The organism is Sulfurivermis fontis (genome assembly GCF_004001245.1).
Taxonomy (GTDB): Bacteria; Pseudomonadota; Gammaproteobacteria; order Thiohalomonadales; family Thiohalomonadaceae; genus Sulfurivermis; species Sulfurivermis fontis.
Genome location: NZ_AP018724.1, coordinates 535,722 through 549,096, shown reverse-complemented (window position 1 = coordinate 549,096; position 13,375 = coordinate 535,722). Strand labels below are relative to the sequence as shown.

Genomic DNA, 13,375 nt, shown 5'->3' with positions numbered 1-13,375 from the left:
ATCAACCCTCCACGGTTTCCGGCGGCACCACCTTCAGTACCTCTTCGATGGTGGTGAGTCCGTTGGCCACCTTCTGCGCGCCGTTGAGGCGCAGCGGCCGCATGCCGTCGCCGATGGCCTGGCGGCGCAAGCGGCCGATGTCGCAATCGGCGCTGATCAGCTTCTTCACCGCCGGTGTCAGCGCCATCATTTCATACACACCGACGCGGCCGCGGTAGCCGGTCTGGCGGCATTCCAGGCAGCCCACCGGGCGATAGACGCTGGCCGGCTTGTTCACCTTCCACGGACTCACCAGCGACAGCCACAGGTCCTCATCCAGCGGCGCCGGCTCCTTGCAGTGCGGGCATAGCGTGCGCACCAGGCGCTGGCCCAGCACGCCGAGCACGGTGGCCTTGAGCAGATAGGGCGGCACGCCGATCTCCAGTAAACGAGTGATCGCCGCCGGCGCATCGTTGGTATGCAGGGTGGAAAACACCAGGTGGCCGGTGAGCGCCGCCTGCACCGCCATCTCGGCGGTCTCGCGGTCGCGGATCTCGCCCACCATGATGATGTCCGGATCCTGACGCAACAGGGTGCGCACGCCGCTGGCGAAATCGAGGCCGATGTTGTGCTGCACCTGCATCTGGTTGAAGCTCGGCTCCACCAGCTCGATGGGGTCTTCGATGGTGCAGACGTTGACGTCCGGCGTGGCCAGTTCCTTCAGGGTGGTGTACAGCGTCGTGGTCTTGCCCGAACCGGTGGGACCGGTGACCAGGATGATGCCGTTGGGCTCGGTGATCATCCGCTGCCAGAGTTCGGACTCCGCGCTGCTGAAGCCGAGCGCCGCATAGTCCTTCACCAGCACCTCCGGGTCAAAGATGCGCATCACCAGCTTCTCGCCGAAGGCGGTGGGCATGGTGGACAGGCGCAGCTCCACCTCGCTGCCCTGCGCGCTGCGCGTCTTGAGGCGGCCGTCCTGCGGGCGGCGCTTTTCCGACACGTCCATGCGACCGAGGATCTTGATGCGCGAGGTGACCGCCGCCGCCACCGAGGCGGGTATCTGATACACCATATGCATCACGCCGTCGATGCGGAAGCGGATGTTGGTCTGCTCGCGGCGCGGTTCGATGTGGATGTCGCTGGCGCGCTGGGCATAGGCGTATTGCAGCAGCCAGTCGACGATGCTGACGATGTGCTGATCGTCCGCCTCCAGCTTGCCGGCGCGGCCCAGTTCCATGAGCTGTTCCAGGTTCTGCACGCCGGAGCGCTCGCCCTGGCGGCTGTCGTCGCTCGCCGCGCGCACCGAATGGGACAGGGTGTAGAACTCCACCAGGAAGCGGCCGATCTCCTCCGGATCGGCCAGCACGCGCACGATGCGCTTGCCCAGGATGCGCATCAGCTCGCGCTCCCACTCGCGCACTTCCGGCTCGGCGGTGGCGATCACCACCTCGTCGGCGCGCACCTCCAGCGCCAGAATGTTGAAGCGGCGGGCATAGGCGTAGGACATCACCGCGGTCACCGCCGGCACGTCCACCTTGAGCGGGTCGATGCGGCGGTACTCCAGGCCGCTGCGCTCCGCCAGCCACTCGGTGAGCAGCCGCAGATCGAGCACCCGCTGCGGCGCGCGCGCATCGGGCCACTTGTGCTGGGCGATGGTGATGAGCGGGTGCTGCTTGTGCTGCATCACCGGCCCCACCGCCTTCAGGGTACGGCCGCGCTCCTCGTCCAGGAGGCCGTCGGCCATCAGCATGTCGAGCACGCGGCCCAGTTCGAGGGGTTGATCGTGGGGCAGGTTCTTGGCCATGGATATCACTGCTTGGTGAAGATCAGGAAATAGTTGCTGCGCAGCAGATCCGGCTGCGCGGTCAAGGTGAAACCGGCGGCCGTGACCTCCGCGATCACCTGCGCCTCGCCGGCGCGCACGTGGCCCATCACCCAGGGCGAGCTGAAACCGGCCTCGCGGCGAAAGTCGATGATGATCAGGCGGCCGCCGGGACGCAGCGCCTGATGGATGGACGCCAGCATGGCCTGCGGATACTCGAAGTGATGGTAGGTGTCGCAGACAAAGGCCAGATCGATGGCGTCGGACGCCAGGCGCGTGCTGCGCTGTTCGCTCACCACGCCGACCACGTTGCCGTATCCCTCCTCCCGGGCGCGCGCCGCGATACCGGCGACGAATTCCGGTGCGATATCCACCGCGTACACCCGTCCCTGCGTCCCCACCTCGCGCGCGAACAGCAGGGTGAACAGCCCGCTGCCGGCGCCGATATCGGCCACGGTCATGCCGGGCCGCACCGCAGTGGCGGCGAGGATGTCCATACGCCGCGCATACACCTCGCGCCCCGGCTGCTCGAAGGTAGCGCGCCATTGCGCGAAATCGGGGTTTTCATAGTGTCGGTTGATGCCGGGCGCCACGTTCTCCTCGGCCGGTAAGGGACCGCACGCCAGCGCGGCCAGCAGCCAGCACAACCACAGGCAATGACGGGATAGGCTTTGCATATACGCCTCAGGCGAACTCACCCAGGGGACGATAGCAGAACACATAGGCGCCGCGCGCCACATCCACCAGCAAGGTGCCGCCACGGTTCTCGGCATAGGCCACATAACCCGGCGTGGCGCAGTGGCGATGACACTCGTTCACCCCCGCCGGCGACTCCAGGTCGCGCGCCCGGTCATACCACGACAGCAGGAGCGGCTCTTCCACCCGTTCCGCCGCCAGCGCATCGGCCATACGTTTGGCATGGTTGAAATCCAGCGCCGCGCCATCCGCCTCGATCATCACCCGTTCCATATCCCCCTCGCTTTGACAGACCGCCATGGCGGACTATGCTTGGATCATCCTGAGCATTTCGCTCAATAATACTCACCCCGACCTCTGCAACGGAGGACGCCATCATGAAACACATCGAACTTACCCTCCGCGGCCTGCCGCTGGACTATCAGATGGCCAACGCCATCGCCCGCGCCGTGGCGCTGCAACTGGAAACCGAACCCACCCTGGTCGCCTGGCACGACGCCCCGGAAGGACGCATGTCGCCGGTCATCGAAGGGGCCGACGTGCAGAGCCGCTGGCAGGATTACGGCGAGGCCCACGGCGGCGACTTCGCCGTCAGCATCAACGGCGACTACGACTTCATCTTCGCCGACAGCTCGCGCTACGAAACCCTGGAACACAGCCCCTATGTCGCGCTGCGCGACAGCCAGGGCCATGAGTTCCTCTGCCTGGCCGAACATCTGCGCGACCCGGCCAACCCGCGCCAGGAGGCCTGCTTCGCCGTGGACGAAAGCGTCATGGGCGGGCTGCATGAAGGATAAGGCAGATATAAAGATACAAGGAGGTGAACTCGCTGCGCGAGTTTGAAGTACAAACAGCCGTGCGCGTGGCGCACTCATTCCCTTGCATCTTGTATCTCCCGGCCGAGGGCGGCCTGTACGCAGCGTAGCACGCCATAGCCGTAGCGCCCGTCGAACATCTCATACACCGGCTTGAGCCGCTTGCCGCCATCCTGCGCCAACAGGGCGTCGGCGATGGCGTTCACCTCTGCCTGCGCCAGACCCAGCGCATCATTCAGCTCTACCTGGCCACGGGCTATGGCGGTCGCCAAATGACTATGGATGGTATCCACGGTCAAACCGCGCCGGTGCGCAATGGCTTCGGCATGCATGCCGCGGCGAAACAGTTGCAGGGTGTCCTCCACCGTATCACTGCGCTCCGTCTCCGCATCGGCATGCTGCTGCAACACAGCGAGAAACGCCTCGCCGTAGGCCTCCAGCTTGCGCGTGCCGACGCCGGAGATATGCGCCAGCGCGGCCAGCGTCGTGGGGCGCGCCGCCATCATTTCCATCAGGGTGGCGTCGTGGAAGATCATGTAGGGCGCCACGCCCTGCTCCTCGGCGAGCAGGCGCCTTTGCGCGCGCAGCGCCTCCCACAAGGCCTCATCACTGCCCGCCACCGCCGCGCCACCCTTGCGCCGGTTGCGCGGAGCCTTGGCCGCCTTGATTTCGCGGCGCAACAGGACAGTCTCCTCGCCGCGTAGCACCGGACGGCAGCGCTCGGTGAGGCGCAGCGCACCGTGCCCCTCGATATCCACCGCCAGCAGGCCGCGGGCGATGAGCTGGCGGAACACGCCGCGCCACTCGTTCACATTCAGCTCCTGGCCGATGCCGAACACCGACAGCTGGTGGTGGCCAAAACGGCGCAGGCGCTCGTCGTCCTTGCCGAGCAACACGTCGATGAGATAGTTGACGCCGAAACGCTGGCCGGTGCGGTGCACGCAGGACAGCGCCTTCTGCGCCGCCACCGTGGCATCCCAGGTCTGCGGCGGTTCCAGGCAGGTATCACAGTTGCCGCAGGGTTCATGCAGGTGATCGCCGAAATAGCGCAACAGGGCCTGACGGCGGCAGCTGGTCAGTTCGCACAGACCGAGCATGGCATCCAGCTTGTGGTGCTCGACGCGCTTGTGGCTCTCGTCGGCCTCGGACTGCGCCAGCATCTGGCGCAGGGTGATCACGTCCTGCAGGCCGTAGGCCATCCAGGCGTCGGCAGGCAGGCCATCGCGGCCGGCGCGGCCGGTCTCCTGGTAATAGGCCTCCACGCTCTTGGGCAGGTTGAGATGGGCGACGAAGCGCACATCGGGTTTGTCGATGCCCATGCCGAAGGCGATGGTGGCGACGATGATCACGCCCTCCTCGCGCAGAAAACGCTCCTGGTGCACACGCCGCGTCTCCGCCGGCAGACCGGCGTGATAGGGCAGCGCGGTCAGCCCCTGTTCGGCGAGCCAATGCGCCACCTCCTCCACCCGCTTGCGCGACAGACAATAGACGATACCCGCCTCGCCGTCGTGTTCGGCGCGGATGAAACGCAGCAATTGCTCACGGGCGTTGCTGCCGCGCTCGACGATGCGGTAGCGGATGTTGGGACGGTCGAAGCCGTTGAGGAACACCTGCGCCTGCTCCAGTTGCAGGCGGGCGATGATCTCGCGCCGCGTCGGCTCGTCGGCGGTGGCGGTGAGGGCGATGCGCGGCACGGCGGGAAAGCGCTCGTGCAGCACCGAGAGCTGGATGTATTCGGGACGGAAGTCGTGGCCCCACTGCGACACGCAGTGCGCCTCGTCGATGGCGAACAGCGCCAGCGGCGCGCGCGCCAGCAGGTCGAGAAAGCGCCCGGTCAGCAGGCGCTCCGGCGCCACGTACAACAGGTCCAGCTCACCGGCGAGCAGCGCCTCCTCCACCGCCCGTGCCGCGGCGGCGCCGAGGGTGGAGTTGAGAAAGGCGGCGCGCACGCCGGACTGGCGCAGCGCCGCCACCTGGTCCTGCATCAGGGCGATGAGCGGCGACACCACGATGCCGGTGCCGGGACGTACGATGGCGGGGATCTGGTAACACAGCGACTTGCCGCCGCCGGTGGGCATCAGCACCAGCGCATCGCCGCCGCGGATCACGGTGTCGATCACCTGCTCCTGCGGCGGACGGAAGGACTCATAACCGAAAACGGTGCGCAGCACCTGCAACGCCTGTTGCTCCATGGCCATGCCTCTCACAGGGTTACGGACGGGAAATCATGGAAGGGGCGAAGTTTACCACCGGAACAACGCCCCAGGCCGCAGGCCGTCGGAGCTCAAGCCGACTGTTCGCCGGGCAAAAAAAAGCCCAGGTGGCCCTGGGCTTGGAAAGAGGGGATGACAAAACTTAAAACCACAGGAGGTCCCACCACACGCCTGTCATCCCCTGGAGGAGTCATTACGATGTTATTTATTGCACACACCGTACCAACTCCGTCCCGGGACCGACGCAGCGTTCCAAGCCGTTGCCACACAAAGAGAATTACTCACGACATGCCCATGAGACGACTCACTGGGGCACCCCAATTTATGCCATTTTTGGCGGACGAGCCGCCACATTGCGCCAAAATTGGCAGTTCATTGTCCCGATGCACCGCCTGCATCGGCGCGTAAAGCACGCCCGTCCGCTACCGGCAGGGGCAGACGCCAGAGCCAGCCGATGCCGCGCAGCAACCCCCACAGAAACAGCAAGGGCAGCAGCACGGTCTGCACCAGAAACACCACGATCAGATTGACCACCTGCTCGCTCACATCCGCCGCCGCCTGCTCGTAGCGATCCAGATAACTGCCCACATCCAATGCGGACATGGCCGACTGGTAGGCCCGCCGCATCCGATCCAGCAGGGACGGGTCCACCTCCGCCGCCGCGGCCTCCCGCTCGGCACCTTCGTTGATCTCGCGGATGGTGCCCGTCACCTGCTCGATGCGCTCGGTCGAGGCGGCGTAGCGCTCGTGCAGGAAGCCGCTGTAAAACAGCTCGCCGGTCAGCGCCAGCAGGGGCACGACGAAACGCAGCGCGAGCAGCAGGAGGCCGAGGCGCAGCAGCCAGACCCGCGCCCGCGGGGCCAGGCGCGGCAACCACAACAGCAGCAAGGCCAGCGCCCACGCCATCACCAGCAGCCCGGTGAAGCCCGTCGTGGCAAACAGTTCCAGCAACAGGCGCTGCAGGCCGAGGGCGGTGGCGCTGGCCAGCATCACCCAGGAGAACTGCTCGACCAGGTCGTTGACCGGATCGAGCACCTGGCCCGGCGCGAAGTTCACGCCGACCCCGGCCGGCTCCACCGCGATCTCCGTACCCTGCGCCACCGAAATCACCGCGTTGAGCCCACGCGCCACGGCAAAGGTCACCAGTGCCCGCTTGAAGCTGCGCTCGGTATACTCGAATCCGGCACGGTCGAGCGCGCCGCTGGCCGCCAACGCCAGCAGGGCGCCGACGGCCAGGGTGAGCATGAGCTTGACTGCTGTTTTCTCCATGACGGCATCCTCCACCGCGACAGGATACTCCAGGCACCCATGATGGAAGCCAAATTTCACCAGCTTCGCCCCGGCCAGCGCTTTCTCTGGCAGGGCTCGACCTACGAGAAGATCAACCCGCTGCTGGCGCGCAGCCTGGACAACGGGGCACAGCGCATGGTGCCACGCTCCACCCTCGTGACACGGCTGGAAGGCGAGGTCGCGCCGGTCGCGGCCGAGCCCCCGCCGCCCGATCTCGCGGCGGCGCGGCGTGTGTTCGAGGATTACCACCGCAGCAGCCTGCACTGGCTGGAGCGGCAGGATGGCTCGGAGGAAAAACTGCGCCAGGCCCGCACGGCACTGGCCCAGGCACGCCACCGGGTGCTGGCGGCATTGGGCGGGAAGGAGGAGGAAACGGCGCCTCCGGAGGGAAACGCCGGTTAGCGTACTTTAACGGCGGCCGCCGCGACCCTTGCGCGGCTGCTCCTCGACCACCTTGAGCGCCTTGCCCTTGTACTGGGTGCCATTGAGAGCGGCGATGGCGGCACGGGTCTCGTGCCCCTCCATGTCCACCAGGGCATGACCGCGGCAATTGCCGCTGAACACGTCCATGGCGATCTTCACGCCGCGCACGGTGCCGAACTGCGCAAACAGCTCGCGCACGTCATCTTCGCGCGTTTCCGGGGCCAGATTGCCGACAAACATCGTTTTCATGAAAACCTCCAGCTTGATAGTGGTGCGCACAACCGTGCCATCACGGCTGTGCCAAGTCCGGGACAGGGGAATGTCGCGGCGGGGCCCTACCGGAGAGACCGGCATCCCCGAATGGTTTGTCGTTGATGGTGGTACCTGCGGTGACGAGGACCGGCACGGACAGGTGGTGGACGGCTACACGGGCACCGCCTTGGGAAGCTCTGAAAAAGTTCAGAGCTTCCGCGGCACAGGGATGTGCCGCCATTTTTCAACGACGATAAGTCGTTGAAAAATGAAGCCAAGCGAAAATCACACTTTTCGCTTGGCGTGGTTTTGTCCACGGATGGACTTATGTCGCGCAGCCCAGGGAGGGGCGGGAGCGACCTGAGAAGTCCAGGATGGACTTATTCAGACCTTCCCTTGAAATTGTGCCGCGCAAACGGTGGCGACAGGCTAACACATCGGCCCGCCGGTTTCCCTAAACTTGCCTCAAGAATTCCTTGGCGTTCGGCGAAGGAAGGGGGTATAGTGCCCGACAGCTGCAGATGATGGCAGTGGTAGTTTAGGTCGTCACTCCTCCGTGATACCTCCCGAACACCCCCTCTCATGAACTGCACGCACCACCCTAATTAATTGTTTTTGAGGTATTAAGTAATGGCTACCGGTACTGTGAAATGGTTCAACGAGGCTAAGGGTTTTGGCTTCATCACCCAGGACAACGGCGGTGCGGACGTTTTCGTCCACTTCTCCGCCATCCAGGGCTCCGGCTTCAAGACCCTGGCCGAAGGCCAGAAGGTGACCTTCGACCTGCAGAACGGCCCCAAGGGTCCGCAGGCGAGCAACGTCGTCGCCCAGTAAGCCAGAACCGTTTCACGTTCTGACCGAAGAACCCCGCCCCTGGCGGGGTTCTTCGTTTCAGGGGAAAGATAAGCCTGCCCGCTGTTACGGCAACATCTGCGTCACCCGGAAGCGGCCGTCGTTGGCCAGGGTGGTGACCTGCGCATAATGCCGCCGCGCCACCTGTTCCAGCGGCAGGAAGGCATTGCTGACGAACAGTGCCTGCCCCTGCGCGGAAGTATGGCGGCGCGCACTGGCGACAAAGCGTTCGGTGAGATCGCGCTCGACGCCGAAGCCCTGATGGAAGGGCGGATTGCACAGCACCAGATCGAACAGCCCGTCGACGCCCGCGCCGCAATCGGCGCCGATCACCTCGCCAACGATACCCTGCGCCGCGAAGTTGGCGCGGCAGGCGAGCAGCGCGGCGGCATTGTTGTCCGTGGCGACAATGCGCGGCGGTTGCAGCCGGTGCCAGGCCTGCACCGACAGATAGCCATAGCCGCAACCCAGGTCCAGCACCTGCTGCGGCGCGCACTCCGGCAGATGCGCCACCAGCAGGGCGCTGCCGGCATCCACCTTGTCCCAACCGTACAGGCCCGGCTTGCTGAGGTAGCTCAGCGCACCGTCGCTGATCACCGGACGCAGCGTCGCATAGTCGCGCTCATCCAGGGCCGCACCGCGCTGGTCGCCACACCGGATCACCGCCAGATATTCATTGCCCATCTTCCTGAAATCGAGCGCTCCGCCGAGACGCTCCGCGGCGTGCCGCGCATAGGTCTTGATGCCCTGCTGCTTGCCGCCGCTGAGCAGCAGGCGGCCGCCCGGCGCAAGCCGCTCGGCCGCCGCGTTGATGACGTGGTGCACCACCGGCTTTTCCTTGGCGACACGAAAGAAGATCGCATCGAGGCTGCCCGCCGGCCAGGGGGCGAAATCGAAGTCGGAAAACTGCACGACCCAGCCGGCGGCCTGCATCTCCTCCGTCACGTCGATGCGGTTGGACAGCACGGTCACCGCGCGGTTGGGCGACGGCATGCCGGGACCGCCGCCGTGCTCGTCGAGCACCCACAGTGCCGGCGCGCTTTGCGCGCGGAGAAATGGAAACAGCAGGGCCAGGGCGCCGTCGTGACTCATCGCAGGGCCGCCACCTCGTCGGCGCGCAAGGCGCGGTACTGCCCCGGCGCGAGGGACGGGTCGAGCACCACCGCGCCGATGGCCTCGCGGTGCAGCGCGATCACGCGATTGCCCAGGGCGGCGAACATGCGCTTGACCTGGTGGTAGCGCCCCTCGTGCAGGGTGATGCGCGCCTCGGTGGGGGACAGGATGTCCAGTTGCGCCGGCAGGGTGGGTTTCTCCTCGCCCTTGAGCAGCAGGCCGGCGGCAAGGCGCGCCGCGGCATCCGCCGCCAGCGGCTCGGCCAGGGTGGCGCGGTAGACCTTGTCGCGGTGGCGACGCGGGCTGGTGATGCCATGGGACCAGGCGCCATCGTCGGTGAGCAGCACCAGGCCGGTGGTATCGATGTCCAGCCGCCCCACCGGGTGCAGCAGTTCGCGGCGCGGCTCCGCCAGCAGACTGAGCACCGTGGCATGCTCGCCGTCGCTGGTGGAGCACACCACCCCGGCCGGCTTGTGGAGCATGAAATAGCGCGGACCGGGCAGGGCCAGCGGCTGGCCCTCCAGTTCGACCCGGCTGCCGGCCGGCACCTGCAGGTCGGCCGCCTTGACCACCCTGCCGTCCACGCTCACGGCACCGCGCCGCAGCAGCGCGCGCACCGCCGCCCGCGACACCCCGGCCGCCTGGCTGACGTAGCGGTCCAGCCGCATGCTGCCTTCTGTTTTCACGCCGTTGTTCCACCCCCGGACCAAAGTGGCGGCATTCTACCACCGGCAAAACTTGATAAATCGGCTCAACATTTCTATAGCTTTAGGTACACACCGCCAACAGGCGCCCTACGCCGGGAGGCCCCCCATGAAACGCCGACTCTACTTCCTGTTCCCCGATCCGGTACACGCCCGCCACGCGGTGGACACCCTGGCCGACGGCACCGGGGTGGATGCCCGCCACATCCACGCCCTCGCCCAGCGCGCCGGCCGTCTCGCCCGCCTGCCCCGCCCGACGGCGCAGCAGCAATCCGACCTCGCCGGCCGCCTGGAGTCCTGGCTGTGGAACGGCAATCTGCTGCTGTTCGGCCTCGCCCTGCTGGTGTTCATCGCCGCCCTGGTGGAAGGCGCCACCGGCTGGGCGGTTGCAAGCCTGGCGGTGATGGCGCTGACCTTCCTCGGCGGCTTCCTGTTCACCACCTATGTGCCCCACGTACACCTGAACGAGTTCCGCGCGGCCCTGGCCCACGGCGAGATCCTGCTGATGATCGACGTGCCGGCGGAAAAGGTGAAAGCGGTGGAGGACTACATCCTCCATCACTACCCCGAGGCGGTGCCCGGCGGCGCCAGCTGGAGCGTGGAGGCCTTCGGTCTGTAGGGAGGACGTCATGGACTACCAGGTCGACCTGCTGCTCAACGAATTCGTCACCCACGACGTGCGGCGCCTCATCGTCAGCCGCCCCACGGGATTCGACTTCGTCCCCGGCCAGGGTGTGGAACTGGCCATCGACACGCCGGAGTGGCGCGATCAGGGCCGCCCCTTCACCCCCACCTCGCTGCCCGGCGACGGCGTGCTGGAGTTCACCATCAAGGGCTACCCCGAGCATCACGGCGTCACCGCACAGTTGCACCGGCTGCGCCCCGGCAGCCGGCTGCTGATGAGCCAGCCCTTCGGTGCCATCCGCTACCAGGGGCCGGGCACCTTCATCGCCGCCGGCGCCGGCATCACCCCGTTCATGGCCATCCTGCGCCAGCTCGCCGCCGAGGAAAAACTGGCGGGCCACCGTCTCATCTTCAGCAACAAGAGCCCCGCCGACATCATCTGCGGCCAGGAACTGCACGGCTACCTGGGCGAGCAAAGCCAGTTGCTGTGCAGCCGCGCCACCGACTGCAACTGCCGCGGCGGCCGCATCGACTTCGACTTCCTGCGCAGCACCATCGACGACTTCAGCCAGCGCTTCTACGTCTGCGGCCCACCGCCCTTCGTCAACTCCGTCAACGCCGCCCTCATCGAACTGGGTGCCGTGCCGGACGGGCTGATCTTCGAGAAATGACCGCCCTATGTAGGTCGGACTGGAGTCCGACCTACATAGGGGGTGCCTTGAGCTGGATCAGCCGGAAGGCGCGAGGGACGTGCTATGGTGGCGGCACCCAATACACGCCACTGCCGTCATGTCCCTGGCCCCCATCGCCCTCTGCCTCTACCTCCTGATGCTGCCGGTCACCGGCATGGTGCCGGTGCTGCGCGAGCTCACCGGCGGGCGCTATCCGCACCTCACGGATTTCGAGCAACACCTGTTCATGTCCGCCAACATGGTGGGGGCCCTGCTGTTCGTGCCGCTGGCCGGGCTGTTGTCGGACCTGTGGCGGCGGCGCAAGGTGATCATCGTCGCCGCGCTGGCACTGAACGCCTTCTCCCTGCTGATGCTGCTGCAGGACTGGAGCTACGGCGTGTACCTGCTGTGGCGCTTCCTCGAGGGCTGCGCCCACATCACCGCCCTCAGCCTGCTGATGGCGCTGGCGGCGGATCAGGTGCGCGAACGCGACAGCGGCGCCGTGATGGGGCTGATCGGCGCGGCCATCAGCCTGGGCGTCGCCAGCGGCGCGCCGCTGGGGGGACTCATCGGTCGCCACGGCGGTGGTGAGGCAGTGCTCACCTACGGCTTCGTCCTGCTTGCCCTGCTCACCCCTTTCGCCGCCCTCGCCCTGCGCGAACACGCCGCACAGCATGACCACGGCGGCCTGCGCGCCCTGTTGCGCGCCCTGCCGGAGAATCGCGGCCTGCTGCTGCCCTACGCCTTCGCCTTCGTCGACCGTCTCACCGTCGGCTTCATCGTCTCCACCCTGTCGCTGTACCTGGCCACGGTCATCGGCCTGGACGCCGGCCGCATCGGCCTGGTGATGGCCCTGTTCCTGCTGCCCTTCTCCCTGCTCACCTGGCCTGCCGGGCTGCTGTCGCGGCGCTGGAACCCGCTGTGGATGATGCTGGCCGGCAGCGCCGCCTACGGCCTCACCCTCGCCGCCATCGGCTACGTCGACGGCAGCCACATCCCCTGGCTGATGTTCGCCGGCGGTGTCACGGCCTCGCTGATGTACGCCCCCTCGCTGGTGCTGGTGACCGAGCTGTCGCGCCCGGAACACAAGGCCCTGGCCATGAGCGGCTTCAACTTCGCCGGCTCCCTCGGCTTCGTCCTCGGCCCCCTGAGCGGCGGCGCCCTGGTGGGCCTGTTCGGCGCCTACCCGCCGGCCTTCCTCATCGTCGGCGGCCTGGAAATCCTCTGCGTCCTGCTGTTCCTGCCCCTGGCCCTGCGGCAGGGACGAAAAATGACCTCCCGGCCCTATTGACAGCGCTGCGGCTTTGCCGAAAATGCGCGACATTCACATTCCGAATCCAGCGCGAGAGATCAAATGTCCGACAACACCCTGTGGTACGGCTACCTCGAGGCCGGCGAGCGCAGCTCCCCCGTGGCCATGGATAGCCGCCTCAACACCGGCGACCCCACCACCGTCTACGTGTTCAACCTGCAGCGCGGCGAGATCCTCGAATACAAGCGTGCCATCGTCGAACCCAAGCTGCGCGAGCTGAAGGCCTCGGAAAAGGAACTGGAAACCGAGCTGAAGAACGCCTACCGCAAGGCCCGCAACGGCTTCACCCCGCGCGGCGCCAAGGTTGTCAACATCCCTGAAAAGGGACGCCCCGCCACCGCCAAGACCGCCGCCGTGGCCACCGATTTCGGTGGTGACGACTACGACGAAGAGATCTTCGTCGACGATGCCGACGATGACGAGGATGAGGGTGGCGACGAATAATTCACCGCATGCGCCATCCTGCTGTGGCGCATGTTTCTCACATCAGGGAAGGTCTGAATAAGTCCATCCGTGGACAAAACCACATCCCTGAGCCGCGGAAGCTTTGAACTTATTCAGAGCTTCCTTAGCTCTGCGATTTCCCCGGTCGTGGTTACGTCGAGTGAC

General features: G+C 66.3%; 15 protein-coding genes. 7 read left to right on the top strand and 8 right to left on the bottom strand.

What is annotated here, in order from left to right:
- Position 1: 1 nt before the first annotated feature.
- From tfpB to EP379_RS02850, 3 genes are read right to left on the bottom strand one after another with little or no spacing between them, the layout of a single operon-like run.
- The gene (gene tfpB, locus EP379_RS02860; protein ID WP_420824454.1) at positions 2-1,789 is read right to left on the bottom strand and encodes a type IV pilus assembly ATPase TfpB; all 1,788 of its coding nucleotides are present in this window, start codon (positions 1,787-1,789) and stop codon (positions 2-4) included.
- On the bottom strand, positions 1,789-2,478 hold the full coding sequence (locus EP379_RS02855; RefSeq protein ID WP_172600361.1) for a class I SAM-dependent methyltransferase: 690 nt from the start codon (positions 2,476-2,478) through the stop codon (positions 1,789-1,791). Before EP379_RS02855 ends, tfpB begins: the two co-directional genes overlap by 1 nt.
- 7 nt (positions 2,479-2,485) lie before the next feature.
- Positions 2,486-2,797 carry an AF1514 family protein gene (locus EP379_RS02850; RefSeq protein WP_127475650.1) on the bottom strand — a complete coding sequence of 104 codons (312 nt, stop codon included), beginning with the start codon at positions 2,795-2,797 and terminating at the stop codon, positions 2,486-2,488.
- A 77-nt stretch (positions 2,798-2,874) separates the two neighbouring features.
- Here EP379_RS02850 and EP379_RS02845 point away from each other — a divergent pair, with 77 nt between their 5' ends.
- A complete protein-coding gene (locus EP379_RS02845) occupies positions 2,875-3,294 on the top strand; it encodes an AF1514 family protein (RefSeq protein ID WP_127475648.1) in 420 nt (139 codons plus the stop codon).
- Positions 3,295-3,368: 74 nt separating this feature from the next.
- Here EP379_RS02845 and recQ read toward each other — a convergent pair whose 3' ends face one another.
- Both recQ and EP379_RS02835 read right to left on the bottom strand, forming a co-directional pair.
- A complete protein-coding gene (gene recQ / locus EP379_RS02840) occupies positions 3,369-5,504 on the bottom strand; it encodes a DNA helicase RecQ (protein WP_127478812.1) in 2,136 nt (711 codons plus the stop codon).
- 393 nt (positions 5,505-5,897) lie between these two features.
- Positions 5,898-6,794: a hypothetical protein gene (locus EP379_RS02835; protein WP_127475645.1), complete on the bottom strand. Its 897-nt coding sequence runs from the start codon at positions 6,792-6,794 to the stop codon at positions 5,898-5,900.
- Between the two features lie 39 nt (positions 6,795-6,833).
- Here EP379_RS02835 and EP379_RS02830 point away from each other — a divergent pair, with 39 nt between their 5' ends.
- The gene (locus EP379_RS02830; RefSeq protein WP_127475643.1) at positions 6,834-7,217 is read left to right on the top strand and encodes a hypothetical protein; all 384 of its coding nucleotides are present in this window, start codon (positions 6,834-6,836) and stop codon (positions 7,215-7,217) included.
- Positions 7,218-7,223: 6 nt separating this feature from the next.
- On the opposite strand, the gene EP379_RS02825 is transcribed toward EP379_RS02830, so the two are convergent.
- Positions 7,224-7,487 carry an RNA recognition motif domain-containing protein gene (locus EP379_RS02825; protein WP_127475640.1) on the bottom strand — a complete coding sequence of 88 codons (264 nt, stop codon included), beginning with the start codon at positions 7,485-7,487 and terminating at the stop codon, positions 7,224-7,226.
- A gap of 633 nt (positions 7,488-8,120) precedes the next feature.
- Between EP379_RS02825 and cspE the strand changes: the two genes are divergently transcribed.
- Positions 8,121-8,324, top strand: a complete 204-nt coding sequence (cspE, locus tag EP379_RS02820) for a transcription antiterminator/RNA stability regulator CspE (protein ID WP_127475637.1) — start codon at positions 8,121-8,123, stop codon at positions 8,322-8,324.
- Between the two features lie 84 nt (positions 8,325-8,408).
- Here cspE and EP379_RS02815 read toward each other — a convergent pair whose 3' ends face one another.
- Positions 8,409-9,434 carry a methyltransferase gene (locus EP379_RS02815; RefSeq protein ID WP_127475635.1) on the bottom strand — a complete coding sequence of 342 codons (1,026 nt, stop codon included), beginning with the start codon at positions 9,432-9,434 and terminating at the stop codon, positions 8,409-8,411.
- Positions 9,431-10,123, bottom strand: coding sequence for a 16S rRNA pseudouridine(516) synthase RsuA (rsuA, locus tag EP379_RS02810; RefSeq protein WP_127478811.1), 693 nt, complete (start codon positions 10,121-10,123; stop codon positions 9,431-9,433). Before rsuA ends, EP379_RS02815 begins: the two co-directional genes overlap by 4 nt.
- Positions 10,124-10,268: 145 nt before the next feature.
- On the opposite strand from rsuA, the gene EP379_RS02805 reads away from it, so the two are divergent.
- The 4 genes from EP379_RS02805 (at position 10,269) to EP379_RS02790 (ending at position 13,210) form a co-directional block, all read left to right on the top strand.
- Positions 10,269-10,778 carry a hypothetical protein gene (locus tag EP379_RS02805; protein ID WP_127475632.1) on the top strand — a complete coding sequence of 170 codons (510 nt, stop codon included), beginning with the start codon at positions 10,269-10,271 and terminating at the stop codon, positions 10,776-10,778.
- Positions 10,779-10,788: 10 nt separating this feature from the next.
- Positions 10,789-11,454 carry an FAD-binding oxidoreductase gene (locus EP379_RS02800; RefSeq protein ID WP_127475629.1) on the top strand — a complete coding sequence of 222 codons (666 nt, stop codon included), beginning with the start codon at positions 10,789-10,791 and terminating at the stop codon, positions 11,452-11,454.
- Between the two features lie 118 nt (positions 11,455-11,572).
- Entirely contained in the window at positions 11,573-12,745 is a 1,173-nt protein-coding gene (locus tag EP379_RS02795) for an MFS transporter (RefSeq protein ID WP_127475626.1), read from the top strand.
- A gap of 63 nt (positions 12,746-12,808) precedes the next feature.
- Positions 12,809-13,210 (top strand): hypothetical protein, encoded by a 402-nt coding sequence (locus EP379_RS02790; protein ID WP_127475624.1) that lies wholly within the window; start codon positions 12,809-12,811, stop codon positions 13,208-13,210.
- The last annotated feature ends 165 nt before the right edge of the window (positions 13,211-13,375 follow it).

Coding starts and splice junctions, on each gene's coding strand:
- EP379_RS02855 (WP_172600361.1), bottom strand. CDS start 2,478: ATGCAAAGCCTATCCCGTCATTGCCTGTGGTTGTGCTGGCTGCTGGCC.
- EP379_RS02850 (WP_127475650.1), bottom strand. CDS start 2,797: ATGGCGGTCTGTCAAAGCGAGGGGGATATGGAACGGGTGATGATCGAG.
- EP379_RS02845 (WP_127475648.1), top strand. CDS start 2,875: ATGAAACACATCGAACTTACCCTCCGCGGCCTGCCGCTGGACTATCAG.
- recQ (WP_127478812.1), bottom strand. CDS start 5,504: ATGGAGCAACAGGCGTTGCAGGTGCTGCGCACCGTTTTCGGTTATGAG.
- EP379_RS02835 (WP_127475645.1), bottom strand. CDS start 6,794: ATGGAGAAAACAGCAGTCAAGCTCATGCTCACCCTGGCCGTCGGCGCC.
- EP379_RS02830 (WP_127475643.1), top strand. CDS start 6,834: ATGATGGAAGCCAAATTTCACCAGCTTCGCCCCGGCCAGCGCTTTCTC.
- EP379_RS02825 (WP_127475640.1), bottom strand. CDS start 7,487: ATGAAAACGATGTTTGTCGGCAATCTGGCCCCGGAAACGCGCGAAGAT.
- cspE (WP_127475637.1), top strand. CDS start 8,121: ATGGCTACCGGTACTGTGAAATGGTTCAACGAGGCTAAGGGTTTTGGC.
- EP379_RS02815 (WP_127475635.1), bottom strand. CDS start 9,434: ATGAGTCACGACGGCGCCCTGGCCCTGCTGTTTCCATTTCTCCGCGCG.
- rsuA (WP_127478811.1), bottom strand. CDS start 10,123: ATGCGGCTGGACCGCTACGTCAGCCAGGCGGCCGGGGTGTCGCGGGCG.
- EP379_RS02805 (WP_127475632.1), top strand. CDS start 10,269: ATGAAACGCCGACTCTACTTCCTGTTCCCCGATCCGGTACACGCCCGC.
- EP379_RS02800 (WP_127475629.1), top strand. CDS start 10,789: ATGGACTACCAGGTCGACCTGCTGCTCAACGAATTCGTCACCCACGAC.
- EP379_RS02795 (WP_127475626.1), top strand. CDS start 11,573: ATGTCCCTGGCCCCCATCGCCCTCTGCCTCTACCTCCTGATGCTGCCG.
- EP379_RS02790 (WP_127475624.1), top strand. CDS start 12,809: ATGTCCGACAACACCCTGTGGTACGGCTACCTCGAGGCCGGCGAGCGC.